This is a genomic window from Micromonospora sp. PLK6-60 (assembly GCF_019890675.1).
GTDB lineage: Bacteria > Actinomycetota > Actinomycetes > Mycobacteriales > Micromonosporaceae > Micromonospora.
Genome location: NZ_JAIOAA010000020.1, coordinates 1 through 26,226, shown reverse-complemented (window position 1 = coordinate 26,226; position 26,226 = coordinate 1). Strand labels below are relative to the sequence as shown.

The following is a 26,226-nucleotide window of genomic DNA, read 5'->3' as shown; positions in this document are numbered from 1 at the left end:
GGCCGATCTGTGTGGGCGGGTCGGCGCCGCTGGGAGCGCTGCCGGTCCGGCCGGTGCCGCTGGGCGGCCGGATGACCGCCGACGGGCGTGTCCCGCCCGACCCGCGCCGGGCCGCACCAGTAGGGTGTCGAACACACGTACTGCTGGTGGCAGGGGGAGGAGGCGGCGTGCGGGTGCTGGGCGTCGACCCGGGGTTGACCCGGTGCGGGGTCGGCGTGGTGGAGGGCGTGCCGGGGCGGCCCTGCACGCTGGTCGCCTACTACGTCGTCTACACCGACCCGGCCGACGACCTGCCGCTGCGCCTGCTGCACCTGGACCGCTCGCTTACCGACCTGGTGGCCGAGCACCGGCCGGACGCGGTCGCCGTGGAGCGGGTGTTCAGCCAGCACAACGTGCGTACGGTGATGGGCACCGCGCAGGCCAGCGGGATCGCGGTGCTCGCCGGGGCGCGCGCCGGGCTGCCGGTGCAGACGTACACGCCGAGCGAGGTGAAGGCGGCCGTGACCGGTTCCGGCCAGGCCGACAAGAAGCAGATGACCGCCATGGTCACCCGGCTGCTGCGGCTGGCGGAGCCACCCCGGCCGGCGGACGCCGCCGACGCCCTGGCCCTGGCGATCTGCCATGTGTGGCGGGGCGGCACCCGGTCCAAACTGGCCGAGGCCGCCGAGCGGGCCCGACGAGGAGGAGCGCGACGATGATCGCCAGCGTGCGCGGCACGGTGACCGCGACCGGTCCGGATCATGCGGTGGTGGAGGTCGGCGGGGTCGGGCTGGCGGTGCAGTGCGCCCCCGGCACGCTGGCCGAGCTGCGCGTCGGCCAGCCCGCCCGGCTGGCCACCAGCCTGGTGGTCCGGGAGGACTCGCTCACCCTCTACGGCTTCGCCGACGACGACGCCAAGCAGCTGTTCGAGCTGCTCCAGACCGCCAGCGGGGTCGGTCCCCGGCTGGCCCAGGCGGTGCTGGCCGTGCACACCCCGGACGCGGTCCGCAAGGCCATCGCCAACGCCGACACGGCGGCGCTGACCCGGGTGCCCGGGATCGGCAAGAAGGGCGCCGAGCGCCTCGTGCTGGAGCTGCGGGACCGGATCGGTCCGGTGGCGGTGGGCCCGGACGGCGCGGCCGGGGTCACCGCGGGCGCCTGGCCCGAGCAGGTGCGCCAGGCGCTGGTCGGGCTCGGCTGGACGGCCGGCCAGGCCGAGCAGGCGGTGGCCGCGGTCGCGGAGACCGTCGACGGCGAGACCCCGCCGGTGCCGGTCCTGCTCAAGCAGGCCATCCGCCTGCTGGGCCGGACCCGATGAGCGCGCGGAGCGCGCCGGGTCCGAGCGCCCCGGGGGCGGATACCCGGCCGGCGCCGACGCGCGCGGGGGGCCGGGCATGACGGGCGAGAACCTGATCTCGGCGTACGTCAGCGACGCCGAGCGGGACGCGGAGGCCAGCGTCCGGCCGAAGCGGCTGGCCGAGTTCATCGCCCAGGACCGGGTCCGCGACCAGCTCGACCTGCTGCTCCAGGGCGCGATGCGGCGGGGTTCCCCGCCCGACCACATCCTGCTCTCCGGGCCGCCGGGCCTGGGCAAGACCAGCCTGGCCAACATCGTCGCCGCCGAGCTGGGCACCGGGATCCGGGTGACCAGCGGTCCGGCGATCGAGCGGTCCGGCGACCTGGCGGCCATCCTGACCGGGCTCGCCGAGGGCGACGTGCTCTTCATCGACGAGATCCACCGGATCGCCAAGCCGGCGGAGGAGCTGCTCTATTCCGCGATGGAGGACTTCCGGGTCGACGTGGTGGTGGGCAAGGGCCCGGGGGCCACCGCGATCCCGCTGGACGTCGAGCCGTTCACCCTGATCGGCGCGACCACCCGGTCCGGCCTGCTGACCGGGCCGATGCGGGACCGGTTCGGCTTCGTCGCGCACCTGGACTTCTATTCCCCGGTCGAGCTGGAGGCGTTGCTGCACCGCTCGGCGCGGATCCTCGGCGTGCCGATCACCGTCGACGGCGCGGCGGAGATCGCCGGCCGGTCCCGGGGCACGCCCCGGATCGCCAACCGGCTGCTGCGCCGGGTCCGGGACTACGCCGAGGTGCGGGCCGACGGCGTGGTCAACCTGGCGACCGCCCGGTCCGCGCTGACCGTGTACGACGTCGACGGGCTCGGCCTGGACCGGCTGGACCGGGCGGTGCTGACCGCGCTGGTGGACTCGTTCCGGGGCGGCCCGGTGGGCCTGTCCACCCTGGCCGTGGCGGTGGGGGAGCAGCCGGACACGGTGGAGGAGGTCTGCGAGCCGTTCCTGGTCCGGGCCGGCCTGCTGGCCCGGACGCCGCGGGGGCGGGTGGCGACCGCCGCCGCCTGGCACCATCTGGGGCGTAATCCGCCGAATGGTACATTTGCCGCCGAGACCGCCGTGGCGCCCGATCTCTTCTCGGTCGAGCCCGAGCAGCCGTGACGCGAACGTGATCTGCGCCGCATTCGGCGTTCTCAGGTGTAGCGACTAGACTCGCCGCGGTCTGTACAGGATGTGAAAATCCGCCTCCGCTCCGGTACCCCTCGTACCCGGCGGCTGGCCAATGGGAAGGTCGACAAGCGTGTTCTACGCAGCAGCGAGTGGCGGGGGAGCCGGTGGTCTGACGCCGATCCTCATGATCGCTCTGCTCTTCGGTGTCATGTACTTCATGATGATCCGCCCCCAGCAGAAGCGCCGCCGGGAGGCGGAGCAGATGCAGTCCGCGCTCGCCCCGGGCGACGAGGTGGTCACCATCGGCGGGCTCTACGGCACGGTCACCGGGGTGGACGACGACACGGTGCTGCTGGAGGTCGCCCCCGGCGTGCAGACCCGGTACGCCCGGCCGGCCATCGCCCGGGTGGTCACCCAGGCGCCGCGCGCCGAGTCCACCGAGGCGATCACCGAGGACGCCGAGCCGGTCAAGGAGTGACCCGCCGCCCCTGACGAAGGGGCAGCGGATCGGTCCACACAAGTGGATAGTGGGGTCGACGCCCGGGCGCCGACACGCGTAGCCCCGGCCGGCGCCGCCGCGCCACCGCCGGTCGACACGTGCCGCCCCGTGGCGTCGACCACCCGAAGCAGTCGGCCGGGCCCCCGGCCCGACATTCGTCGCCGCTGCGTTCAGCGGCGCGACCGTACAGGGAGACAGGACAGCCGTGGCACCACCTCAGGGACAGATGCGCCCCGGGCGGCAGCTCGCCGTACTCGGGCTCATCTTCGTCGTCCTCTATCTATTGGTGTTCTTCTCGGGCGGCGCCAGCGGTGGCTGGAAGGACCGGCTGGAGCCACGGCTCGGCCTGGACCTGATCGGCGGCACCCGGCTCACCCTGGAGGCCACCAACAGCCTCGACGGCAAGCCTCCGACGAGGGACAACCTCGAGGAGGCCCGCCAGATCATCGAGAGTCGGGTCAACGCGTACGGCGTGGCCGAGGCCGAGGTGGTCACCGAGGGCGACCGGAACATCGTGATCTCCCTGCCGGGTGAGAACCGCGACCTGACCGACGTCGGCAGCGCGGCCGAGCTGCGCTTCCGCAAGGTGCTCAAGGCGACCGACGGCAGCGGCGCGACCGCCGCCCCGGCCCCGGCCCCGACCGCCACCCCGCAGCCCTCGGGCAGCGCCACCCCGCAGCCCTCGGGCAGCGCGGCGGCGCAGCCGTCGGGCAGCGCCGCGCCGAAGGCGAGCGCCTCGCCGGCCGCCGGTGGCCAGGGCGGTGGCGCGCCCGCGCCGAGCGCCAACCCCACCCCGGTCGCGAGCCCCAGCGCCCCGGCCGCCACGCCGAGCGCCAGCGCCGCTCCGGTGCCCCAGGGCATCGAGGAGCAGCGCAAGGCGGTCGAGCAGAAGGTCGGCGCCGCCGCCTGGGCCGCCGCGAGCGGCCTGCAGGCCCCGGCCGACCTGACCGCCGACCCGTCCCTGGCGGAGAAGCTCAAGCCGTTCGGCACGCTGACCCCGCAGGAGGTCGCCGTGCTCGCGCCGGAGATGCAGTTCAACGTGCCGACGATCAGCTGCGCCCAGCTCGACAAGCGGCCGGCCGCCTCGATCAAGGACCCGAAGCAGCAGGCGGTGGCCTGCGAGGGCGGCGCGGCGAAATACCTGCTCGACGTGGCGAAGGTGGAGGGCACCGACGTCAAGGACGCCAGCGCGCAGCTCGACCAGACCAGCTCCTGGGTGGTCAGCCTGAAGTTCACCGGCGACGGCCAGAACAAGTGGACCGAGCTGACCCGCGAGTCGTTCCAGAACAAGGGAAACGGCTGCGACCAGAGCGCGCTCGGCCAGGGCGGCAACTGCCGGGTGGCGGTGGTGCTGGACAACAACATCGTCTCCTCGCCGGAGATCCAGGGCGTGCTGACCGGTGACTCGCAGATCACCGGCAGCTTCACCAGCAAGGACGCCAACGACCTGGCCAGCCAGCTGCGCTACGGCGCGCTGCCGGTGACCTTCGTGCCGCAGGAGCAGCAGAACGTCACCGCCACCCTGGGCGACAGCCACCTGCGGGCCGGCCTGCTGGCCATGGGCATCGGCCTGGCGCTGGTCATCGTCTACTCGTTCTTCTACTACCGGCTGCTCGGCTCGGTGATCTTCCTGAGCCTGATCCTGTCGGCGCTGCTGGTCTTCGGCGCGCTGGTGTTCCTCGGCCGGCAGATCGGGTTCACCCTGACCCTCGCCGGCATCGCCGGCATGATCGTCTCGCTCGGTGTGGCGGCGGACTCGTTCGTCATCTACTTCGAGCGGCTCAAGGACGAGATCCGCGAGGGGCGCAGCCCGCGCAGCGCGGTGCCCCGGGCCTGGATCCGGGCCCGCCGGACGATCATCTCGGCCAACGCGATCACCCTGATGTCCGCCGTGGTCCTCTACATCGTCTCGGTCGGCGTGGTGAAGGGCTTCGCCTTCGCGCTCGGCCTGGCGACCGTGCTGGACCTGGTGGTGGTCTTCCTCTTCCGTCACCCGATCATGACGATGTTCGCCCGCACCCGGGCGTTCCTGTCCCCACGGGTCAGTGGTCTCGGCCGGGCCCTGCCGGCCCGGTCGGCCGAGCCGGCGACCACCCGCAACCCGCGCGCCAAGGAGGCCTGAGATGGCTAAGAGTGGTCTGGCGGCCCGGCTCTACCGGGGCGAGGCCGGCCTCAACATCGTCGGCCGGCGCAAGCTCTGGTTCACGGTGGCCGGTGTGCTGGTGCTGATCGCGGTGCTCAGCTTCGTGATCCGCGGCTTCAACCCCGGCATCGAGTTCGCCGGTGGCAACTCGTTCCAGGTGCCGGCCAGCGTCGGCACCCTGGACGACGCCGAGCGGACGCTCGACGAGGCGCTGGCCGCCAAGGGCGACGGCGCCGAGGTGGTCACCGCGCAGAAGATCGGCAGCACCAGCGGCGACTCGTACGAGTTCCGCACCGCGCAGCTCACCCCGGCCCAGGCGGCCGACGTCAAGAACGAGCTCGCCCGGGACTTCGGCATCGACGCCGGGCAGATCAGCGGCAACCAGGTAAGCAAGGCCTGGGGTGACCAGGTCACCTCGCGGGCCCTGCTCGGTCTGGTGATCTTCATCGCGGTGGTGGCGCTCTATCTGGTGGTGCGCTTCGAGTGGCGGATGGCGGTCGCGGCGATCGTCTCGCTGTTCATGAACCTGATCCTCACCGCCGGCATCTACTCGCTTGTCGGCTTCGAGGTCACCCCGTCGACGATCATCGGCTTCCTGACCATCCTGGGCTTCGCCCTGTACGACGTGGTGGTGGTCTTCGACAAGGTCCAGGAGAACACCCGGGGCATCACGGCGAACAACAACCAGACGTACGGTGAGGCGGCCAACCTGGCGTTGAACCAAAGCCTGATGCGGTCGCTGAACACCTCGGTGGTCGCCCTGCTCCCGGTCGGTGGTCTGCTCTTCATCGGTGCCGGCCTGCTCGGCGCGGGCACCCTGAAGGACCTCGGCCTGGTCCTCTTCGTCGGTATGGCGGTGGCGTTCCTGACCTCGATCCTGCTCGCCACCCCGCTGCTGACCGTGCTGAAGAACATGGAGCCGCGGATCCAGGCGCACAACAAGCGGGTCCAGGCCCGCCGGGGCGCGATCGCCCGCGGCGAGGTCACCCCGAAGGGCGCCACCCCGCGTCCGGCGACCGGCGAGGTCACCGACGACGCCCAGGCGCCCGCCCTGGCCGGCGCCGCGCCCAAGGTGGGCTCCCGGCCGACGGGCAAGCGGCCGACCGGCGCCCGGGGCGGCCGCCCCGGCGCTGGCGGCAACCGCCCGGGCGGCGCGAAGCGGCGCTGACCCGGCGCCGGGGACACCCGGTAGGAATCTCCCGGACGGCGTCCGCCATGCTGTGCGAGCAGCATGACGGACGCCGTCGTCGTCGGAAGGGAAACGGGACAACCGTGACGGAGACCCACAGCACCGCGGTACGGGGAGACAGCGGCCCGCAGGTCGCCCAGCTGGTCGCCAGCCGGGTGCTGGACGTGCCGGACTTCCCGAAGCCGGGCGTGGTGTTCAAGGACCTGATGCCGCTCTTCGCCGACGGCGACGTGTTCCGTGAGGTGATCGACGGGATCGTCGCGTACCACGGGCGGGAGTCGTTCGACGTGGTCGCCGGCATCGAGGCGCGCGGCTTCGTGCTGGCCGCCGCCATCGCGTACGCCACCGGGCTGGGGGTGGTGCCGGTGCGCAAGGCGGGCAAGCTGCCCCGGGCCACCCACGCCGCCTCGTACGCCCTGGAATACGGCGAGGCGACGCTGGAGGTGCACCAGGACGCGTTCACCGCGGGGCACCGGGTGCTGGTGGTGGACGACGTGCTGGGCACCGGCGGCACCGCCGAGGCCACCCTGGACCTGGTGGAGCGGGCCGGCGGCACGGTGGCCGGGTTCACCGTGCTGCTGGAGCTGGGCTTCCTCAAGGGGCGCGAGCGCCTCGCCCCGCGCCCGGTGCATGCCCTGCTGACCGTTTGAGCCGGTCACCGTGGGGCCGACCGGTCGCGGTCCGTCCGGCGGAAGCGCGGGGCACCCTGCGTACGGGTAGCATTGCCCTTTGCCGACCGGGCGGGTGACCGACCCCGGCGGCGGGAGTCGGCCGGCGCGGTCGGCGCGGTGTCCGGATCCGGCCGGCGGCCGGGCGCGGAGCACGGCGATCGATCCGGGCGGCGTGGAACAACACCGGCCCAGGGCCGGTTGGACAGGTACGTCGGCCGCACGGCCGGCGGTAACCCCGGCGAGCGGTGAGGAGGCCGGTGTCCCACGAGGTCGTCCCTCCGGTGGAGGGCACGGTGCACCCGACAGGCGACGCTGACGGCTCGGTGACCGAGCGGAACGGCCGGGTGGGGGCCGGCGACGGCGGCTCGTCCGCCGGCGACGGCGCGTCCGGCGTGGACGCGTCGTCCGGCGACGGCGTCGCCCGGGTGGCGTTCCCCGTCGAGGACTCCGTCGACCCGTCGCCGAGCGGCGGGTTCGCGCTCTCCAACGCCCCGACCGGGCGGCGGGTGCGGGCGCGCCTGGCCCGGTTCAACGCGCCCTGGCAGACCTCGCAGGTCAGCGAGGTGCTCGAACCGCTGATCGCCACCCACCGCGATGCCCACCCGAAGGCGGACGCCCGGCTGCTCCAGCGCGCGTTCGACACCGCGGCCCGCTGGCACTCCGGTCAGTACCGCAAGTCCGGCGACCCGTACATCACCCACCCGCTGGCCGTGGCGACCATCCTGGGCAACCTGGGGATGGACACCACCACCCTGGTGGCGGCGCTGCTGCACGACACCATCGAGGACACCGAATACACCCTCGACCAGATGCGCGCCGACTTCGGCCCCGAGGTCACCCTGCTGGTCGACGGCGTCACCAAGCTGGACAAGGTCAAGCTCGGTGACGCGGCCAAGGCCGAGACCATCCGCAAGATGGTGGTGGCGATGGCCAAGGACCCGCGGGTGCTGGTGATCAAGCTGGCCGACCGGCTGCACAACATGCGCACCCTGACCTTCCTGCCCCGTCCCAAGCAGGAGCAGAAGGCGAAGGAGACGCTGGAGATCCTCGCCCCGCTCGCCCACCGCCTCGGTATGAACACCATCAAGTGGGAGCTGGAGGATCTCGCCTTCGGCACCCTGTTCCCGAAGCGGTACGAGGAGATCAACCGGCTGATCGGGGAGCACCAGCCGCAGCGGGAGTCGCTGCTGCGGCAGGTGACGCAGAAGGTGGGCACCGACCTGAAGGCCGCCAAGATCAAGGCGGAGACCACCGGCCGGCCGAAGCACCTCTACTCGATCTACCAGAAGATGATCGTGCGGGGGCGCGACTTCAACGACATCTACGACCTGGTCGGGGTGCGGATCCTGGTCGACACGGTGCGGGACTGCTACGCGGCGCTGGGTGTCATCCACGCCAACTGGCAGCCGGTGCCGGGCCGGTTCAAGGACTACATCGCGATGCCCAAGTTCAACATGTACCAGTCGTTGCACACGACGGTCATCGGGCCCACCGGCAAGCCGGTCGAGATGCAGATCCGCACCTACGCGATGCACCGCACCGCCGAGTTCGGCATCGCCGCGCACTGGAAGTACAAGGAGCACAAGGGCACCCAGATCGTCGGCCCGCCGGCGCACATCGACGAGATGACCTGGCTGCGCCAGCTGCTGGACTGGCAGCGCGAGGCGGCCGACCCGAGCGAGTTCCTCGACGCGCTGCGCTTCGACCTGTCCAGCCAGGAGGTGTACGTCTTCACCCCCAAGGGCGACGTCATCCCGCTGCCGACCGGGTCGACGCCGGTGGACTTCGCGTACGCGGTGCACACCGAGGTCGGGCACAAGTGCATCGGCGCCCGGGTCAACGGCAAGCTGGTGCCGCTGGAGTCGACGCTGTCCAACGGCGACGTCATCGAGATCTTCACCTCGAAGTCGGAGACCGCCGGCCCGACGCAGGACTGGCTGGGCTTCGTCAAGAGCCCGCGCGCCCGCACCAAGATCCGGCAATATTTCAACAAGGAGCGGCGCGAGGAGGCGATCGAGGCCGGCAAGGACGCGATCGTCAAGGCGATGCGCAAGCAGGGCATGCCGTTGCAGCGGATGCTCACCTCCGACGCGCTGATGGCGATCGCCCGGGACCTGCACCTGGCCGACGTGGCCTCGCTCTACGCGGCGGTCGGCGACAGCCAGGTCTCCGCGCAGTCGGTGGTGCAGAAGCTGATGGCCACCTACGGTGGGGAGGAGGGCGCCGCCGAGGACATCGCCGAGACCGCGGTCGCCACCCGCCCGCCGCGCAGCCGGTCCAGCAGCCACGACCCCGGGGTCGTGGTCCGGGGCGTCAGCGACGTCTGGATCAAGCTGGCCCGGTGCTGCACGCCGGTGCCGCCGGACACGGTGTTCGGCTTCGTCACCCGCTCCGGCGGGGTGAGCGTGCACCGCGACGACTGCGCCAACGCCGAGGACCTGAGGGCGCAGGGTGAGCGGGTGGTCGAGGTCACCTGGAAGCTCACCTCCGCCTCCACCTTCCTGGTCGCGATACAGGTCGAGGCGCTGGACCGGCACAAGTTGCTCGCGGACGTCACCCGGGTGCTCTCCGAGGAGCGGGTGAACATCCTCTCCGCCACGGTCACCACCACCCGGGACCGGGTGGCGGTCAGCCGGTTCAGCTTCGAGATGGCCGACCCGAAGCACCTGGGGCACCTGCTCGCCGCGGTCCGCAAGGTCGACGGGGTGTTCGACGCGTACCGGGTCACCTCGGGCGCCTGAGCCGCAGACGACAGCGCCCGCCGGCATCGCCGGCGGGCGCTTCGTCGTACGGGCGCGGGGATCAGCCCTGCGGCTCGCTCATCGTCAGCTTCTTGATGACGATCTCCTTCTTCGGGTGGCCGCCGCCGGGCTGCGGGCCGAACGCGCCGTCGTCGCCGGCCTTCGCGACCTCCTGCACGATGTCCATCCCGCCGGTGATCGTGCCCAGCACCGTGTAGTTCGGGTCGAGCTGGGAGTCGCCGTAGACGATGAAGAACTGGCTGCCGGTGCTGCCCGGGTCCCCGTTGTTCGCCATGGCGATGACGCCCTCCGGGTACGGCGGCCGCTTGTCGGTGGGCAGGTTCTCCTCGGCCAGCCGGTAGCTCGGGCCGCCGGTGCCGTCGGTCTGCCGCCAGCCCTTGCCGGTGACGCTCGGGTCACCGCACTGCAACACCTTGATGCCCTGCGTCACCAGCCGGTGGCACTTGCTGTTGTCGAAGAAGTTCTTGCTGGCCAGGTGGGTGAAGCTGGCCGCGGTGCAGGGCACCTTCGACCGGTCGACCTTGGCGGTGATCGGGCCCAGGTTGGTGTCGAGCGTCATGGTCTGGGTGCCGCGGGTGGACTGCTGGGCCTCCGGGAGCCCGACGTCCTTGATCTCCTTGTTCCGCTGCTCCTTGGGGATCTCCGTGAAGGCGCACTGGGCCGCCCCGGAGTCCTGCGCGGCGGTCCCCTGCGGCTCGTCGTCCCCGCCGAACTGGGTCGCCAGCCAGACCGTGCCGGCGATCACCAGCAGCAGGGCGGCGCTCGCGCCGACGATCGCCTGGGTCTGCCGGCGTTTGCGGGCCCTGGCCGCCCGCTCGGCCATCTTCCGCTCGAGCTGGGCGCGCGCCGCCGCGCGCTGCCGCTCCCTGGTGGACGTCACGCTTCACTCCTCCTGGCTTCTCGGGCGCGGCCGGTGCCGCAGATGATCGGTGCCGGGTCAGCCGGCGCTGGGGCTGGCGCTGGGGGCGCCGGAGGCCGGGGCGGTCGGCGTCGTCGCCGCCGCGTCCGGGTCGCTGACGGTGAGGCTCTGGATCACCACGTCCGTCTTCGGCTTGACCTTGTCCCCGGAACCATTGTCCACGGTCGGCAGGGCACCGATCTTCTCCACCGTGTCGAGCCCGCCGGTGACCTTCCCGATGATCGAGTACGCCGGCTTCTCCGGGTTGAAGTCCTTGAAGAAGATCAGGAACTGGCTGCCGTTCTGGCCGGGCGGGTTGCCGATCATCGCGACCGTGCCCTTCGGGTACGCCGGGGACGAATCGGGCGCCGCGCTGGCCGACGGGGCCGGGTCCGGCACGTCCTCGTCATAGAAGGTGTACGCCGGGCCACCGATCCCGGTGCCGCTCGGGTCGCCGCAGCGCAGCGCCCCCTCGGCGGTGATCTCGTGGCACGTGGTGTTGTCGTAGAACGCCTTGCTGGCCAGGTGGGCCATGCTCGCCCCGGCGCAGGGCGCGGTGGCCAGGTCCAGCTGGGCGGTGATCGGGGCGCCCTGGTTGGTGGTGACGGTCATCGTCCGGGTGCCGGCGGTGGGCAGCCCGGTGGTGGCCGGGGTGCCGACGTCCTTGAGGTTGGTGTTGCCGGCGGCGTCCTGCGGCGTCCAGAGGCAGACGTCCTCGGCGGCCTTCTTCTCGTCCGGGTCGCGGTCGAAGGCGCCGATGCCCCAGGCCGCGCCCGCGATCACCAGGATGAGCACCGCTGCCGCGCCCACGCCGGCCTGGATCCGCCGACGGCGGCGGGCGGCGGCGGCCCGTCGGGCCAACTGCCGGTCGAGCTTCTCCCGCGCCAGTCTGCGCTGCCGGTCCCTGCTGGAAGCCACGCGTGCTCCCCTTCCTCTACCCTGGTCGTCACCGGCGGTCGGGCGTTCGCGCCCGTCGGGGGCCGAGTGCGCCACGCCACACGCCCGCCAGAGTGTACGGGTAGCGACTGGGAAAGTGGTACGAGGTCGGCGCAGGCTTGCCGATAGGCTGCTGGACGCAGACGGCAGCGCGACGACGCTGGTGACAGCTCGACTCGGAATCGGAAGGGGAGCGGACGTGCTCGTGGCCGGCTTTCCCGCGGACGCCTTCGGCACCAACTGCTACGTGCTGGCCACCGCGCCGGGGGAGCAGTGCGTGGTGGTCGACCCGGGGATCGGGGTGCTGGACCGTCTCGACGCCGTGCTCGCCGAGCACCGCCTGCACCCGGCCGCCGTGCTGCTCACCCACGGGCACCTGGACCACACCTTCTCCGTCGCCCCGGTCTGCGGGGCGCGCGGCATCACCGCGTACCTGCACCCGGACGACCGGGAGATGCTGGCCGACCCGGGCAAGGCGCTCTCGATGGACCTCAGCCAGCTCTTCGGCGGCCGGCTGCCGTACACCGAGCCCGACGACGTGGCCGAGCTGACCGACGGGGCCGTGCTCCGGATGGCGGGCCTGGAGATCACCGTCGACCACGCCCCGGGCCATACCGGCGGGTCGGTGCTGTTCCGGATGCCCGGCGCCGGCTCGCCCTGGGAGGCCGAGCAGCTCTGCCTCTCCGGTGACGTGCTCTTCGCCGGGTCCATCGGCCGCACCGACCTGCCGGGCGGCAGCATGCCCCGCATGCTCACCAGCCTCCGGGACAAGGTTCTCCCGCTGGCCGACGACACGGTCGTCCTGCCCGGCCACGGCCCCGCGACCACCATCGGCCGCGAGCGCGCGACCAACCCGTACCTGCTCGAGGTGGCGGGGACCGGCGACGCGCGCCCGGCCGCGCCCACCCGCGGCCTGTAGCCGCCGCCCTCGACCTTCCCGCGCCGGTGGCGCGGGCGCTGAAGGAGCATCATGAGCAAGCCCACGCCCATCTCCGGCTTCCCCGAGTGGACGCCGGCGCAGCGGATGATCGAGCAGTTCGTGCTCGACCGCATCCGGCAGACCTTCGAGCTGTACGGCTTCGCGCCGCTGGAGACCCGCTCGGTCGAGCCCCTCGACCAGCTGCTGCGCAAGGGGGAGACCTCCAAGGAGGTCTACCTGCTGCGCCGGTTGCAGGCCGACGCCGACGGTCCGGCCGGCGACGACGCGCTCGGCCTGCACTTCGACCTGACCGTGCCGTTCGCCCGGTACGTGCTGGAGAACGCCGGCAAGTTGCAGTTCCCGTTCCGCCGCTACCAGATCCAGAAGGTGTGGCGGGGCGAGCGCCCGCAGGAGGGGCGCTACCGGGAGTTCCTCCAGGCCGACATCGACATCGTCGACCGGGACACCCTGCCGGCCCACTACGAGGCGGAGATGCCGCTGGTGATCGGCGACGCGCTGCGCTCGCTGCCCATCCCGCCGGTCCGCATCCAGGTCAACAACCGCAAGATCTGCGAGGGCTTCTACCGGGGCATCGGGCTGACCGACCCGGAGGCCGCGCTGCGCGCGGTCGACAAGCTCGACAAGATCGGCCCGGCGAAGGTGGCCGAGCTGCTGGCCGAGACGGCCGGGGCGAGCGAGGCGCAGGCGAAGGCGTGCCTGGCGCTGGCCGAGATCTCCGCCCCGGACGCCTCCTTCGCCGACGCGGTGCGCGCCCTCGGGGTGCGCGACCCGCTGCTCGACGAGGGGGTCGCCGAGCTGACCGCGGTGGTGGAGACCGCCGCGGCGCACTCGCCGGGGCTCTGCGTCGCGGACCTGCGCATCGCCCGGGGCCTGGACTACTACACCGGCACCGTCTACGAGACGCAGCTGGTGGGCTACGAGCGGTTCGGCTCGATCTGCTCCGGCGGCCGGTACGACAACCTGGCCAGCGCCGGCAACGTCAGCTTCCCGGGGGTGGGCATCTCGATCGGGGTGACCCGGCTGCTCGGGCTGCTCTTCGGCGCCGGCGCGCTGTCGGTGTCCCGCAGCGTGCCGACCTGCGTGCTGGTCGCGGTCGGCACCGAGGAGGAGCGGGCGGCCAGCAACGCCGTCGCCGAGGCGCTGCGCTCGCGGGGGGTGCCCACCGAGGTGTCACCGACCGCGGCCAAGTTCGGCAAGCAGATCCGGTACGCCGAGCGGCGCGGCATCCCGTACGTCTGGTTCCCCGGGGCCGAGGGCGACGAGGTCAAGGACATCCGCTCCGGTGAGCAGGTCGCCGCGGCGGCGGGGGAGTGGACGCCGCCCCGGGCCGACCTGAAGCCGCTGGTGAGCTGAGGCGCATTACTCGCGCGTACGCCGGGAAAGACCTACGGTGGCGTAAGTTACGCCACCGTAGGGAGGTCTCTGTGACCGTGCTGAGCCAGACCGCGCTGCTCATCGAGCTGGAGCCGGTGGTCGAGAAGAATCTCGACCGCCACCTGACCCTGGCCAAGGAGTGGTTCCCCCACGAGTACGTCCCGTGGAGCGAGGGGCGCACCTTCGACGGTCCGCTCGGCGGCGAGGCGTGGGCCGAGACCGACTCGACCATCCCGGACGTGGCCCGCACGGCGCTGATCGTCAACCTGCTCACCGAGGACAACCTGCCCTCGTACCACCACGAGATCGCCACCCTGTTCGGCCGGGACGGCGCCTGGGGGACCTGGGTGCACCGGTGGACGGCCGAGGAGGGCCGGCACGGCACCGCCATCCGGGACTACCTGACGGTGACCCGGGCGGTGGACCCGGTGGCCCTGGAGCGGGCCCGGATGACCCACATGACCGAGGGCTACGTCAACGCGCACGGCGACGAGGTGCTGCACTCCCTGGCGTACGTGTCGTTCCAGGAGCTGGCCACCCGGATCTCGCACCGCAACACGGGCCGGGCCACCGGCGACCCGGCGTGCGAGGCGCTGCTGGCCCGGGTGGCCGCCGACGAGAACCTGCACATGGTCTTCTACCGCAACCTGCTCGGCGCGGCGTTCGAGCTGGCCCCGAGCCAGGCGATGCGGGCGGTGGCCGACGTGCTGGCCGACTTCCAGATGCCCGGCGTCGGCATCGAGGGGTTCGCCCGCAAGTCGGTGGCGATCGCCCTGGCCGGCATCTACGACCTGCGCCAGCACCGCGACGAGGTGGTCGTGCCGGTGCTGCGCCAGTGGAACGTGTTCGACGTGCCCGGCCTGGACGGCGACGGCGAGGCCGCCCGCGACCAGATCGCCGCCCACCTCGACACCCTGGACGGGCAGGCCGCCCGCTTCGAGGAGAAGCGCGCCGCCCGCGCCGCCCGGCTCGCCGCCCGCGCGTAAGGAGGGGCCCCTTCTTAACGTTTCCGGTAGAGGAGGGGCCCCCTGTTAACACTCCGGGCTCCGGCTACCAGCGGAAGCCGTTGGCGTACGAGATGTTCGCCAGCACCGCCTGACCGCTGGTGTTCGGGTGGAAGTAGTCCCAGGTGGAAACCTGGCTCAGCACGAACGGGTAGTTGAACACCGCGTTGTCGTCGAAGTCGCAGTTGGCGCCGTACGCGGCGCAGGCCTGTGCGAGCTGGGTGTTGAAGTCGATCACCCGCTGCCGGACCCGGGCCCGCCGGTCGACGTCCGCCTGACTGGTGGAGGTCGGGTTGGCCAGCATCGACTGGCAGATGCCGAAGAGCGACCAGGCCGAGCGGGCGCTGCCGCTGTCCTTGCCGACGAACCAGAGGCGTTGGATGTCCGGGATGCTGAGCACGGCGACCCGGGCGGCGGGCAGACCGGCCTTGAGCCGGTTGAGCGCGCTGTCGACGTTGGCCCGGAACGTGGTCACCGAGGTCATGGTGGACTCCGACCCGGTGCAGGCGTCGTTGGCCCCGATCAGCATGGTGACGTAGTCGACGTTCTGGCTGACCGCGGTGCCGGCCTGGCCGTACATGTCGGCGGACTTGGCGCCGCTGCGGGCGTCGTTGTAGTTGCGGCCCTGGATGTTCGGGTTGACCGCGCGGATGCGCAGGTAGTGGCTGTTCACGCTGGCGTAGTCGCCGGTGCTGAACGACCGTGAGGTGCAGTCGGAGTACCAGCCGCAGGCGTTGAAGCCTCGGGTGATCGAGTCACCCATGCTGGCCATCGAGTTGGGTGGCGGGGTGACGGCGGCCGTGGCGGGGCCGGCGGCGAGCGTGACGAGGGCGGTGGCGCTGGCGATCGTGGCGAGCGCGCGTCGGACGAGGAGCATGGTGGCCTCCGGGTCGCGAGTGCCGGACAGCGGCGGTGAGCGGAGCATATAGACGCGCATCTGTGTCCACAATGTTGCCGGCCGGTTACCACGGAGCCTCGGGTGAATTCGGGCAAAACCAGGTCTTGCCTAGGATCTTAAGTATGTGAATACTTCAGTCACTCGGCCGACTTCCCCCAGGTCGGTCGGGTAGCCCGAGGCTCGGCCGTTCGGCCGGGCCGCCCCATCCCCATCCGGGAGGCCGTTACATGCGACCCACGAGGTCATCGCTCCGCCGCGCCGTCACCGTCGCCGTCGCCGGAACCCTGGTCGCCGGTTCACTGCTGGGTGCCCCCGCCCAGGCCGCGCCCGCATCCCCCGCCTCGCCCGACGCGGCCGCCACCCTGGCCGAGCGCCTGGGCGACCGCGCCGCCGGCACGTACGCCGACACCAGTGGCAAGATGGTCGTGGCCGTCACCGACGCCGCCGCCGCCCGCCAGGTCCGGGCCGCCGGCGCCACCGCCAAGCTCGTCACCCGCGGCGCCGCCGTGCTGGCCAGGGCCACCGCGGAGCTGGAGCGCTCCGCCAAGATCCCCGGCACCGCGTGGTGGACCGACGCGGCCACCAACCAGGTCGTCGTCTCCGTCGACAGCACCGTCACCGGCGCCAAGCTGGAGCGGGTCAAGGCCGCCGCCGCCCGGGCCGGCGGCGCGGTCCGCATCGAGGCCGAGACCGGCGTGCTGAGCACCCGGATCTCCGGCGGCAACGCCATCTACGCCGGTGGCGGCGGCCGCTGCTCGCTCGGCTTCAACGTCCGCAGCAGCTCCGGCGTCTACTACTTCCTCACCGCCGGGCACTGCACCAACATCTCGTCCAGCTGGTACAGCAACTCCGCGCAGACCTCGCTGCTCGGCAGCCGGGCCGGCACCAGCTTCCCGGGCAACGACTACGGCATCGTGCGGTACAGCAACCAGACCACCGTGCAGCCGGGCAACGTCACCCTCTACAACGGCAGCTTCCAGGACATCACCTCGGCCGGCAACGCGTACGTCAACCAGTCCGTGCGCCGCTCGGGCAGCACCACCGGGGTGCGCAGCGGCACCGTGACTGCCACCAACGCCACGGTGAACTACGCCGAGGGCAGCGTCTCGGGCCTGATCCGGACCACCGTCTGCGCCGAGCCCGGTGACAGCGGCGGCTCGCTGTTCGCCGGCACCACCGCCCTGGGCCTCACCTCCGGCGGCAGCGGCAACTGCAGCAGCGGCGGCACCACCTACTTCCAGCCGGTCACCGAGGCGCTCAGCGTCTACGGCGTCAGCGTCTACTGAGCCAACCCCTGCAGAGCGGGCCGCCGGGCGACCGGCGGCCCGCTCCGCACGTACCACCTCGGGACGCGGAGGCTGCTCGGGCGGAGCTCAGCCGCCTGTTCCCGGCCGACCCGGACCGACCGGCGGATCCGGCCTGACCGGCGGCCCTGCCCGTTCGGGCCCGGGTGAGCGGGCCCGCCGAGCGGAGAGCACCGCGAGCAGCGGCCACCCGGCGGCCGCCAGCGCGGTGATCCGTTCGGCCAGCCCGGTACGCGAACCGCCGGTCACCTCGACGGCGCACCAGACGAACAGAGCCAGCAGCAGCGCCGTCACGGTCAACGCCACCGGCCGGCGGAACGCCCACGGCACCTCGGCCCCGGCCGGATGCCGCCGGTCCGGTCCGCGGGGCAGCAGCAGCGCCGAACCTGCCGGCCAGAGCGCCAGGGCGAGCACGGCCACCGTCGCCACCACACCGTGGCCGAGGGAGCCGCCCACCTTCGGGCGCGGCACCGCGATCAGCGCGATGGTGGCCACGCCACCGACCGCGAGCAGGAACCGGCTGGGCAGCCCGGCCGCGTGCAGGACCAGCGCGGTGCCGAGGTAACAGCAACCGAGCAGCACCAGGCAGCCCGTCATGATCCACGGGTCGGTCGCCTCCCGCCCGGCCAGCTCGCTGATGGTGTCGCGGACCGGGTCGTACCCCGGGGGTTGCCGGGCGCCGGCCACCGTCCACCCGCCGGCCAGCAGGACCGGCGCGGCCGCCGCCGCTCCCACCGCCCATCCCGGTACGGCACGCATCCGGCCACCGTAACCCCCGGCCCGGCCGGCCACCCGCGGCTCGGGAAAGGCGGGCGCCCCGGGCGTCGCGGCGCGGGTTGCCAGTGGCTTTCGGCCCACCCCGGGAGCGCCCTCGCCGAGCGTCGCGCCGATCGTGCTGACCATCCGTCCAACGCCGCCGGGCCTGCTGGAAATCGTCCAACACTCGCCCCGCCGTGCCGGCGGTCCCGCCCAGCGCCCCCATCGCGCTGGTGACCGATCGTGTTGGTGACACATCGTGGTGGCCCGCCGACCGCACCCACCCCGCCTGGTTGCCTTTGCTCTGCTGCCCTGGGCGCAACACCGCGTTGAGCTGCGAGAACGCGGAGCGTGGACGGGCTGTTCCGCGCGGGGGCGTTGCGCTGCGTGACTGTTGCCTGGGCGGCAGCAGAGCAAAGGTGAGCGAGGGGGTGGGCGGACAATGGCGGGCGTGACGGAACGTCACGGTGGGGCCGGGGTGAGCGGGCCGGTGCGGGCGGCCGCTCCGGGCGTGGCGGCCCGGTGGAACCGGCGTAGCCGACGTGGCGGCCGGGTGGGACCCGGGGTAGCCGGCGCGGGGCGGCAGGGTGGGACCGGGGTAGCCGGCGTGGTGGCATGGTGGGACTGGGGTAGCCGGCGCGGGGCGGCAGGGTGGGACCGGGGTTGCCGGCGTGGCGCGATCGGCGGGACCGGCGCGACCCGGGTGGCCGGGACGTGGCGCGGCTGGAGCGGGGCAGCGTCCGTGGCCCTCGTGGCGGGTGCCCGGAGCCGGCCGGGCCCGCCCTGACAGAATGCCGGAAGAGGACGTGCACTCAGATGAGGAGACGCAAGCCGTGATCCGTACCCACAATGCCGGAAGCCTGCGCGCCGCGGACGCCGGCGCGACGGTGACGCTCGCCGGGTGGGTGGCCCGCCGGCGCGACCACGGCGGGGTCATCTTCGTCGACCTGCGCGACGGCTCCGGCGTGGTTCAGGTGGTCTTCCGCGAGGAGGACGCGCACGCGCTGCGCAACGAGTTCTGCGTCAAGGTCACCGGCGAGGTGACCCGCCGCCCCGAGGGCAACGAGAACCCCGAGCTGCCCACCGGCGAGATCGAGGTGACCGCCAGCGAGTTGGAGGTGCTCTCCGAAGCGGCCCCGCTGCCGCTGCCGGTGGACGACCAGGTCGAGGCCGGCGACGACATCCGGCTCAAGTACCGCTACCTCGACCTGCGCCGGGGTGGCCCGGCGAAGGCGATGCGGCTGCGCTCGCGGGCCAACCAGCTGGCCCGCACCGTGCTGCACGAGCGAGAATTCCTGGAGATCGAGACCCCGACGCTGACCCGCTCCACCCCGGAGGGCGCCCGCGACTTCCTGGTCCCGGTGCGCCTGCAGCCGGGCAGCTGGTACGCGCTGCCGCAGTCGCCGCAGCTGTTCAAGCAGCTGCTGATGGTCGGCGGCATGGAGCGGTACTACCAGATCGCCCGCTGCTACCGGGACGAGGACTTCCGCGCCGACCGGCAGCCGGAGTTCACCCAGCTCGACATCGAGATGTCCTTCGTCACCGAGGACGACGTGATCGACCTCGGCGAGGCGATCGTGGCGAAGCTCTGGTCCGAGCTGGCCGGCCACGAGATCACCCGGCCGATCCCGCGGATCACCTGGCACGACGCGATGTCGCGCTACGGCTCGGACAAGCCGGACCTGCGCTACGGCGTCGAGCTGACCGAGCTGACCGACTACCTGCGCGGCACCGAGTTCCGGGTCTTCGCCGGTGCGATCGACGCGGGCGGCTACGTCGGCGCGGTGGTCATGCCGGGCGGCGCGTCCCAGACCCGCAAGGAGCTGGACGGCTGGCAGGACTGGGCCAAGGCGCGCGGCGCGCGCGGCCTGGCGTACGTGGTGCTGGACGCGGAGACCGGCGAGGCGCGCGGCCCGGTGGCCAAGAACCTGTCCGAGGCGCACCTGGCCGGCCTGGCCGACGCGGTCGGCGCGAAGCCCGGCGACGCGGTCTTCTTCGCCGCGGGCACCAACACCCGGGAGGCCCAGGAGCTGCTCGGCGCGGCCCGGATCGAGATCGCCAAGCGGGCCGGGCTGGTCGACGAGAGCGCGTGGGCGTTCTGCTGGGTGGTCGACGCCCCGATGTTCGAGCGCACGGATGAGGGCGGCTGGACCGCGGTGCACCACCCGTTCACCTCGCCCAACGCCGAGTGGGTGGACCGGTTCGAGGAGGCGCCGGACCGGGCGCTGGCCTACGCGTACGACATCGTCTGCAACGGCAACGAGATCGGCGGCGGCTCGATCCGTATCCACCGGGGCGACGTGCAGCAGCGGGTGTTCGACCTGCTCGGCATCACCCCCGAGGAGGCGCAGGACAAGTTCGGCTTCCTGCTGGAGGCGTTCAAGTACGGCGCCCCGCCGCACGGCGGCATCGCGTTCGGCTGGGACCGGGTCTGCATGCTGCTGGCCGGCGCGGACTCGATCCGCGAGGTGATCGCGTTCCCGAAGACCCGGGGCGGCTTCGACCCGCTGACCGGCGCGCCGACCCCGATCACCGCCCAGCAGCGCACCGAGGCCGGCATCGACGCCAAGCCGAAGGCGCCGGCCGCCCCGCACGCCGGCACCGCCGGCGCGGCCGCCCCGGTGGCCGACCCGACCTGATCGGGCCCACGCGATCGAAAGGTCTCCGCCATCATGGCGGGGACCTTTTCGATCTTCCGGGGGTGCGGAGACATGACGCTGCTCGTGGTGGGGGCCAGCGGGTTCCTGGGCGCCGAGGTGTGCCGGCAGGCGGTGGCCGCCGGCCAGTCGGTGGTCGGCACCTACCACTCGGCCGCCGTCGGGGTGCCGGGCGTCGCGCCGCGCCGGCTGGACGTGACCGACCGGGCCGCCGTGCGCGCGCTGCTGACCGAGGTACGCCCCGACGCCGTTGTCAGCACCTCCTACCGGGTGGACGACTGGCGGGTCACCGCGGACGGGGCGGGGAACGTGGCGTACGCGGCCGCCGAGGTGGGGGCGCGGCTGGTGCACCTGTCCAGCGACGCCGTGCACGGCGGTCGACCCCTGCCGTACGCCGACGACGACGTGCCGACGCCGGTCAACGCGTACGGGGCGGCGAAGGCGGCGGCGGAGACCGCGGTGCGGGCGGTCGACCCGGGGGCCGCGCTGGTGCGTACCTCGCTGATCGTGGGGGAGGGGAGCAAACAGATCCAGCTGTGCCGGGACGCCCTCGCCGGGCGGGCCACCCTCTTCACCGACGAGCTGCGCTGCCCGATCGACGTCGCCGACCTGGCCGCCGCCGTGCTGGAGCTGGTGCCGAGCGGGTACGCCGGGCCGCTCAACGTGGCCGGCCCGGATCCGGTCAGCCGGGCCGAGCTGGGGCTGCTGCTGGCCCGCCGGTTCGGCCTCGACACGGCGGCCCTGAAGACGATCTCCGGCAGCGCGGCGGGTGTGGTCCGTCCCACCGACGTACGCCTGGACTCCAGCCGCGCCGCCGGGCTGCTGCGGACCCGGCTGCGCGGCGTCACCGAACTGCTCGCCTGAGGTGTAAGGAGGGGGCCCTTGTTAACAGACGTCTGTTAACAAGGGCCCCCTCCTTACCTGCGGAGAACCTTTGCACAACTCTTGTGCACAATAACTGTGCACAGATATTGTGCATCCATGGACCACGAACGGAAGCCGGCCCCGCGGGGCGTACGGCTCGATCACCGGCAGGTGCGCGTGCTGGCGCACCCGCTGCGGATGCGTCTCGTCGGCGCGTTGCGCGTCAACGGGCCGGCCACCGCCACCCGGCTGGCCGAGCTGCTCGACACCAACACCGGGGCCACCAGCTACCACCTGCGCCAGCTCGCCGAGGTCGGGCTGGTCGTGGAGGACCCCGAGCGGGGCAGCGGCCGGCAGCGCTACTGGCGGGCCGGGCACGACTTCACCCAGTGGGACACCAGCGACTACGACGCCGACCCCGACGCCCGCGCCGCCATCGAGTGGGTCGAGGGCCACCAGGTCCGGCACCTGACCGAGGTGGCCGAGCGCTGGTTCGCCGCCCGGCACGGCTGGTCGGCCGCCTGGCGGGACGCGCTCGGCATGGGCGACACCTTCCTCACCCTCACCCCGCGGCGCCTGGCGGCACTCAAGGCCGAACTCGGCGAGGTGCTGGAACGCCACCGCGCCGAGGCGGCGGTGGACGAGCCGGACGCCGAGCGGGTGCAGGTCTTCCTGGCCGCGTACCCGTTGCCGGAGGGGCCCCGATGAGCGCGCTGTCCGTACGCCAGGTCCGGTTCCGCTTCCTCGCCCTGCACGGCCTGCGCTGGCTGCCCGCCGGCCTGGTGATCCCGGTGACGGTCCTGTTGATGCAGGAGCGCGGCCTGTCGCTGTCCCAGATCGGCCTGGCCTTCACCGCCCAGGGTCTGGTCGTCCTCGTCCTGGAGTTGCCCACCGGCGGGTTCGCCGACGCGCTGGGCCGCAAGCCGGTGCTCGCCGTCGCCTGGGCGGTCGGGCTGCTGGCGGCGGTGCTGTTTGCGGTGGCCGGCTCGTTCTGGCTGTTCTTCCTGGTCTGGGCGGCCCAGGGCGTCTACCGGGCGTTGGACAGCGGACCGCTGGAGTCCTGGTACGTCGACGCCACGCTCGCCGCCGACCCGTCCGCCGAATTCGAGCGTGGCCTGGGCTGGGCCGGCACCGTGAGCGGCGTCGCCATCGGCGCCGGCGCCCTGCTCAGCGGTGGACTTGTCGCGCTCGGCCCGGTCGGCCCGGTGAGCGCGCTGACCCTGCCCGTGCTGGTCGCGGCGGTTCTGCACGGGGTGGCCCTGGTGGCCCTGCTGGTGCTGTTGCGCGAGGGCCGGCCGGCCGCCGGCACCGCCGCGCTGCGTCGTTCGGTGATCGAGGCGCCCCGGATGGTCGGGCAGGCGGTCGGCCTGCTGCGGCGCAACCGGGTGCTGCTCGCGTTGGTCTGCGTCGAGCTGTTCTGGGGCTTCGGCATGGTCACCTTCGAGTCGCTGCTGCCGGTGCGCCTCGCCGAGGTGGTGGGCGGCAGCGAGCGGGCCGCCGCCCTGCTCGGCCCGGCCGCCACCGCGGCCTGGCTGGCCAACGCGGCGGGCGCGGCCCTGACGCCGTTCCTGCTGCGCCGCGTCGGCGCCGCGCCGGCCGCCGCGCTGATGCGGATCCTGCAGGGCGGCACTGTGGTCGGGATGGGCCTGCTCGCCGGCCCGGTCGGGGTGATCGTGGCCTACCTGGCCTGCTACACCGTGCACGGCGCGTCGAACCCGCTGCACATGGGGCTGCTGCACCGGCAGGTCGACGGGCCGTACCGGACCAGTGTGCTGTCGCTGAACTCGATGATGGTGCAGCCCGCCGGGGCGCTCGGCATGGTGGTGCTGACCGCGCTGGCCGACCGGGTCAGCGTCACGGTCGCCATGCTGGTCGGCGGGGTGGTGCTGGCCCTGGCCGCCCCGCTCTACCTGCCCGCCTGGCGGGCCGGCCGGGCCGCCGCCGCGAGCGGTACGCCGGTGGCGGAGTCGCCGGCCGAGCCGGTGGCCCGGGTCAGCTGAGCCGCACGGAGGCGCGCGGCTCGGTGCCGGGGACGCCGAGCTGCCGGTGGAGGCCGGGCCGCCGGTGGACGCCGAGCCGCCGGTGGAGGCGGACCGCGCCGACGGCGGCAGCCAACGAGAGCAGCGATTCCGGCCACCCGACGGTGGCCGTCACCACCGGCCGGTCCACGGTGGAGATTGGCGGTCGGACCGATTGGGTACATCCCGCGCCGACCTACTGGGACCCCCGACCGGAGGGCTTGACATGCTCGCGATCCTCGCCGCCATCGTGTTCGGCTTCATGCTGCTGCTGGACTTCCTGAACACCAACCTCGGCGCGCCCGACCTCTTCAACACGCACACCATGATGCTGCTCGGCCTGCTGCTGCTCTCGCTCTACCTCGCCGGGGTGGGCAACGGCCCGCGCGGCGGTGGCGGCGGCCGCTGGTACCGGGGCCGGCGCCCCGGTCGTGGCTGACCGGATCGGATCAGCGGTCGGGCCGACGGCGTCATTCCGACGCCGTCGGCCCGGCCCGGTAATGTCTTCGTGATGGAGTCCGACACCCTCTTCTCCCTCGGAGAACCCGCCGGAGCGCCGCGCGCCCCCGCGGGTGCCGCCGGTGTCGCCGACTTCGCCGGCGTGACGTCGGATTCGCCCCTGCCCGTCCGGATGCGTCCGGCCACCATCGACGAGCTGGTCGGCCAGGAGCACCTGCTCGCGCCCGGGTCGCCGCTGCGGCAGCTGGTCGGCGGCGGGGCACCGATGTCGGTGATCCTCTGGGGGCCGCCGGGCTGCGGCAAGACCACCGTCGCCCACCTGGTCGCCGGGGCCACCGACCGCACGTTCGTCGCCATGTCGGCGCTCAACGCCGGCGTCAAGGACGTCCGGGCGGTCATCGAGGCCGCCCGGCGGCAGCGCCGCTCCGGCGGCCCGCAGACCGTGCTCTTCATCGACGAGGTGCACCGGTTCAGCAAGACGCAGCAGGACTCTCTGCTCGCCGCCGTGGAGGACCGGACGGTCACCCTGCTGGCGGCCACCACCGAGAACCCGTACTTCTCGGTCATCTCGCCGCTGCTGTCGCGCTGCGTGCTGCTCACCCTCCAGCCGCTCGACGACCGGGCGGTCCGCGGCCTGCTCCGCCGCGCGGTCACCGACGAGCGCGGCCTCGCCGGCGCGGTCACCCTGGAGCCGGAGGCCGAGGACCACCTGGTCCGCCTCGCCGGCGGTGACGTGCGCAAGGCACTCACCGCGCTGGAGGCGGCCGCCGCCTCCGCCGCCGCGCTCGGCGCCGACGTCATCGACCTGGCCACCGCCGAACAGGCGGTGGACGTGGCGGCGGTGCGCTACGACCGGGACGGCGACGCCCACTACGACGTGACCAGCGCCTTCATCAAGAGCATGCGCGGCTCGGACGTGGATGCCGCGCTGCACTGGCTGGCCCGGATGCTGGTCGCCGGCGAGGACGCCCGGTTCATCGCCCGCCGCCTGGTCATCTTCGCCAGCGAGGATGTCGGCATGGCCGACCCCACCGCGCTGAGCGTGGCGACCGCCGCCGCGCACGCCGTGGAGTTCGTCGGCCTGCCCGAGGCGCAGCTCAACCTCGCGCAGGCGGTCATCCACCTGGCCACCGCGCCGAAGTCCAACTCGGCGACCAGCGCGATCGGCGCCGCCATCGCCGACGTCCGGGCCGGCCGGGGCGGCGCCGTCCCGCGCGGCCTGCGCGACGCGCACTACGCCGGCGCGCGCGGGCTCGGCCACGGCACCGGCTACCGATACCCGCACGACGACCCGCGTGGGGTGGTCACCCAGCAGTACGCTCCCGACGACCTCGTCGGGACCGACTACTACCGGCCCGGCGGACACGGCGCGGAGAAATCCGTCGCCGCCCGGCTGCCCGTGCTGCGCCGGATCGTGCGGGGGCTGCCGGCGCCCCCGACGCGTCCGACCGCGGCGGCGCCCGGGCACGGCAACGGCCGACGACCGTCGGACCCGGAGGACGCCAACGCGGCGGACGAAGGCGGCACGGACGCCGTCAGGGAGGCTCAGCAGTGAATCCGCGTGGTTCGGAGCGACCGGAGGACGGCCCGGAGGAGCGCCGCGATTCCCGCGGCAAGGGACGCCGGTGGGGGCGGGGCAAGGCCGACGCCGAACCGGCGGGTGCGCCCGACGGTGAGGACCTCGGCTGGATCGACGACCTCCGTACGGCGAAGCAGGACCGTGCCGAGCTGGGCCCCGGCGGTGACCGACCGCCGCCGGTGGACGGCCCCGCTCCGGTTCCCCCGCCCGGCGCGCGGCGGTCGGCTCCCGCGCCCCCGCCGTCCGGTGGTCCGGGGCCCGGCATGCCGGGCCGACCGGGGCCGGTGCCCCCGCCGCCCGGCGCGCCGGCCCCCGGCGCCCCGGCCCGGCCCGGGTCACCGCCGGACGCCCGCGGCGGCCCGGTGCCCCGGTCCGGTGCCCGACCCGGTCAGGCGCCGCCCGGCGCGGTGCCGCCCGGGTCGGCGGGGCCGGTGCGCGGTGGCGCGCCCGTCGCGGGCCGGGGGGAGGCGCCCACCGGTCGACCGGGTCCGGAGTCGGCCACCGGGCGGGGAGCGGTTCCGCCGGTGCGCGAGGGCGGGCCGGTGCCGCCGCCGCGATCCCGACCCCAGGACGGCTGGGCCGCCGCCCCGGAGCCACCCCGTCGGGCGGTGGACGCCGCCGCCCAGTCCCGGCCGCCCCGGCGTACTCCCGCCGGGCCGCCCACCGACACCGGCGCGCTCGTGCCGCCGGCGGACCCGACCGACCCGGGCCGGCGCGCCGCGCGGGCGACACCGCCGGCGGTCGACCCGACCGATCCGGGCCGGCCGGCCGGGCGCTCGGCGATGCCCGCCCCCGCGGACCCGGGCGAGCCGGGCCGCCGGGCCGGGC

The 26,226-nt window shown here is 73.5% G+C and carries 22 protein-coding genes and 2 pseudogenes; 19 read left to right on the top strand and 5 right to left on the bottom strand.

Going from position 1 to position 26,226, the window contains the following annotated elements:
• Positions 1-167 precede the first annotated feature (167 nt).
• From ruvC to K7640_RS26210, 8 genes and pseudogenes are all read left to right on the top strand, one after another.
• The gene (gene ruvC, locus K7640_RS26245) at positions 168-698 is read left to right on the top strand and encodes a crossover junction endodeoxyribonuclease RuvC (protein WP_222957599.1); all 531 of its coding nucleotides are present in this window, start codon (positions 168-170) and stop codon (positions 696-698) included.
• Positions 695-1,297 carry a Holliday junction branch migration protein RuvA gene (gene ruvA, locus K7640_RS26240; protein WP_222957598.1) on the top strand — a complete coding sequence of 201 codons (603 nt, stop codon included), beginning with the start codon at positions 695-697 and terminating at the stop codon, positions 1,295-1,297. Before ruvC ends, ruvA begins: the two co-directional genes overlap by 4 nt.
• 76 nt (positions 1,298-1,373) lie before the next feature.
• Positions 1,374-2,438: a Holliday junction branch migration DNA helicase RuvB gene (gene ruvB / locus K7640_RS26235; protein ID WP_222957597.1), complete on the top strand. Its 1,065-nt coding sequence runs from the start codon at positions 1,374-1,376 to the stop codon at positions 2,436-2,438.
• 139 nt (positions 2,439-2,577) lie between these two features.
• Positions 2,578-2,925, top strand: a complete 348-nt coding sequence (gene yajC, locus K7640_RS26230; RefSeq protein WP_222957596.1) for a preprotein translocase subunit YajC — start codon at positions 2,578-2,580, stop codon at positions 2,923-2,925.
• A 247-nt stretch (positions 2,926-3,172) separates the two neighbouring features.
• The gene (secD, locus tag K7640_RS26225; protein ID WP_222957662.1) at positions 3,173-5,068 is read left to right on the top strand and encodes a protein translocase subunit SecD; all 1,896 of its coding nucleotides are present in this window, start codon (positions 3,173-3,175) and stop codon (positions 5,066-5,068) included.
• A 1-nt stretch (position 5,069) separates the two neighbouring features.
• Positions 5,070-6,257 carry a protein translocase subunit SecF gene (gene secF, locus K7640_RS26220; protein WP_222957595.1) on the top strand — a complete coding sequence of 396 codons (1,188 nt, stop codon included), beginning with the start codon at positions 5,070-5,072 and terminating at the stop codon, positions 6,255-6,257.
• 104 nt (positions 6,258-6,361) lie between these two features.
• The gene (locus tag K7640_RS26215) at positions 6,362-6,928 is read left to right on the top strand and encodes an adenine phosphoribosyltransferase (protein WP_222957594.1); all 567 of its coding nucleotides are present in this window, start codon (positions 6,362-6,364) and stop codon (positions 6,926-6,928) included.
• A gap of 482 nt (positions 6,929-7,410) precedes the next feature.
• Positions 7,411-9,690 (top strand): annotated as a pseudogene (locus tag K7640_RS26210) (bifunctional (p)ppGpp synthetase/guanosine-3',5'-bis(diphosphate) 3'-pyrophosphohydrolase); the annotation flags it as partial.
• Between the two features lie 61 nt (positions 9,691-9,751).
• Here the strand turns inward: K7640_RS26210 and K7640_RS26205 are convergent.
• Both K7640_RS26205 and K7640_RS26200 read right to left on the bottom strand, forming a co-directional pair.
• Positions 9,752-10,591: a peptidylprolyl isomerase gene (locus tag K7640_RS26205; protein ID WP_222957593.1), complete on the bottom strand. Its 840-nt coding sequence runs from the start codon at positions 10,589-10,591 to the stop codon at positions 9,752-9,754.
• A 57-nt stretch (positions 10,592-10,648) separates the two neighbouring features.
• A complete protein-coding gene (locus K7640_RS26200) occupies positions 10,649-11,527 on the bottom strand; it encodes a peptidylprolyl isomerase (RefSeq protein ID WP_222957592.1) in 879 nt (292 codons plus the stop codon).
• Between the two features lie 217 nt (positions 11,528-11,744).
• On the opposite strand from K7640_RS26200, the gene K7640_RS26195 reads away from it, so the two are divergent.
• The 3 genes from K7640_RS26195 (at position 11,745) to K7640_RS26185 (ending at position 14,845) form a co-directional block, all read left to right on the top strand.
• On the top strand, positions 11,745-12,464 hold the full coding sequence (locus tag K7640_RS26195) for an MBL fold metallo-hydrolase (RefSeq protein WP_222957591.1): 720 nt from the start codon (positions 11,745-11,747) through the stop codon (positions 12,462-12,464).
• A 51-nt stretch (positions 12,465-12,515) separates the two neighbouring features.
• Positions 12,516-13,838 (top strand): histidine--tRNA ligase, encoded by a 1,323-nt coding sequence (gene hisS, locus K7640_RS26190; protein ID WP_222957590.1) that lies wholly within the window; start codon positions 12,516-12,518, stop codon positions 13,836-13,838.
• A gap of 71 nt (positions 13,839-13,909) precedes the next feature.
• Positions 13,910-14,845: an acyl-ACP desaturase gene (locus K7640_RS26185; RefSeq protein ID WP_222957589.1), complete on the top strand. Its 936-nt coding sequence runs from the start codon at positions 13,910-13,912 to the stop codon at positions 14,843-14,845.
• Positions 14,846-14,909: 64 nt separating this feature from the next.
• Here K7640_RS26185 and K7640_RS26180 read toward each other — a convergent pair whose 3' ends face one another.
• Complete coding sequence (locus tag K7640_RS26180; RefSeq protein WP_222957588.1) at positions 14,910-15,740, bottom strand: SGNH/GDSL hydrolase family protein; 831 nt, start codon at positions 15,738-15,740, stop codon at positions 14,910-14,912.
• Positions 15,741-15,988: 248 nt separating this feature from the next.
• Between K7640_RS26180 and K7640_RS26175 the strand changes: the two genes are divergently transcribed.
• Complete coding sequence (locus K7640_RS26175; protein WP_222957587.1) at positions 15,989-17,047, top strand: S1 family peptidase; 1,059 nt, start codon at positions 15,989-15,991, stop codon at positions 17,045-17,047.
• Between the two features lie 87 nt (positions 17,048-17,134).
• Here K7640_RS26175 and K7640_RS26170 read toward each other — a convergent pair whose 3' ends face one another.
• The gene (locus K7640_RS26170; protein ID WP_222957586.1) at positions 17,135-17,824 is read right to left on the bottom strand and encodes a DUF998 domain-containing protein; all 690 of its coding nucleotides are present in this window, start codon (positions 17,822-17,824) and stop codon (positions 17,135-17,137) included.
• Between the two features lie 830 nt (positions 17,825-18,654).
• Here K7640_RS26170 and aspS point away from each other — a divergent pair.
• From aspS to K7640_RS26150, 4 genes are all read left to right on the top strand, one after another.
• Positions 18,655-20,460 carry an aspartate--tRNA ligase gene (gene aspS / locus K7640_RS26165; RefSeq protein WP_222957585.1) on the top strand — a complete coding sequence of 602 codons (1,806 nt, stop codon included), beginning with the start codon at positions 18,655-18,657 and terminating at the stop codon, positions 20,458-20,460.
• A gap of 72 nt (positions 20,461-20,532) precedes the next feature.
• Positions 20,533-21,342 (top strand): sugar nucleotide-binding protein, encoded by an 810-nt coding sequence (locus K7640_RS26160; protein WP_222957584.1) that lies wholly within the window; start codon positions 20,533-20,535, stop codon positions 21,340-21,342.
• 117 nt (positions 21,343-21,459) lie between these two features.
• Entirely contained in the window at positions 21,460-22,050 is a 591-nt protein-coding gene (locus tag K7640_RS26155; protein WP_222957583.1) for a helix-turn-helix domain-containing protein, read from the top strand.
• Positions 22,047-23,342: an MFS transporter gene (locus K7640_RS26150; protein ID WP_222957582.1), complete on the top strand. Its 1,296-nt coding sequence runs from the start codon at positions 22,047-22,049 to the stop codon at positions 23,340-23,342. Before K7640_RS26155 ends, K7640_RS26150 begins: the two co-directional genes overlap by 4 nt.
• Here K7640_RS26150 and K7640_RS26145 read toward each other — a convergent pair.
• A complete protein-coding gene (locus K7640_RS26145; protein ID WP_222957581.1) occupies positions 23,335-23,511 on the bottom strand; it encodes a hypothetical protein in 177 nt (58 codons plus the stop codon). The two genes, K7640_RS26150 and K7640_RS26145, sit on opposite strands and share 8 nt — an antisense overlap.
• 75 nt (positions 23,512-23,586) lie before the next feature.
• On the opposite strand from K7640_RS26145, the gene K7640_RS26140 reads away from it, so the two are divergent.
• From K7640_RS26140 to K7640_RS26130, 3 genes and pseudogenes are all read left to right on the top strand, one after another.
• Positions 23,587-23,799, top strand: a complete 213-nt coding sequence (locus K7640_RS26140; RefSeq protein WP_222957580.1) for a hypothetical protein — start codon at positions 23,587-23,589, stop codon at positions 23,797-23,799.
• Between the two features lie 72 nt (positions 23,800-23,871).
• Positions 23,872-25,374: a replication-associated recombination protein A gene (locus K7640_RS26135; RefSeq protein ID WP_222957579.1), complete on the top strand. Its 1,503-nt coding sequence runs from the start codon at positions 23,872-23,874 to the stop codon at positions 25,372-25,374.
• Between the two features lie 548 nt (positions 25,375-25,922).
• Positions 25,923-26,226: pseudogene (locus tag K7640_RS26130) on the top strand (hypothetical protein); the annotation flags it as partial.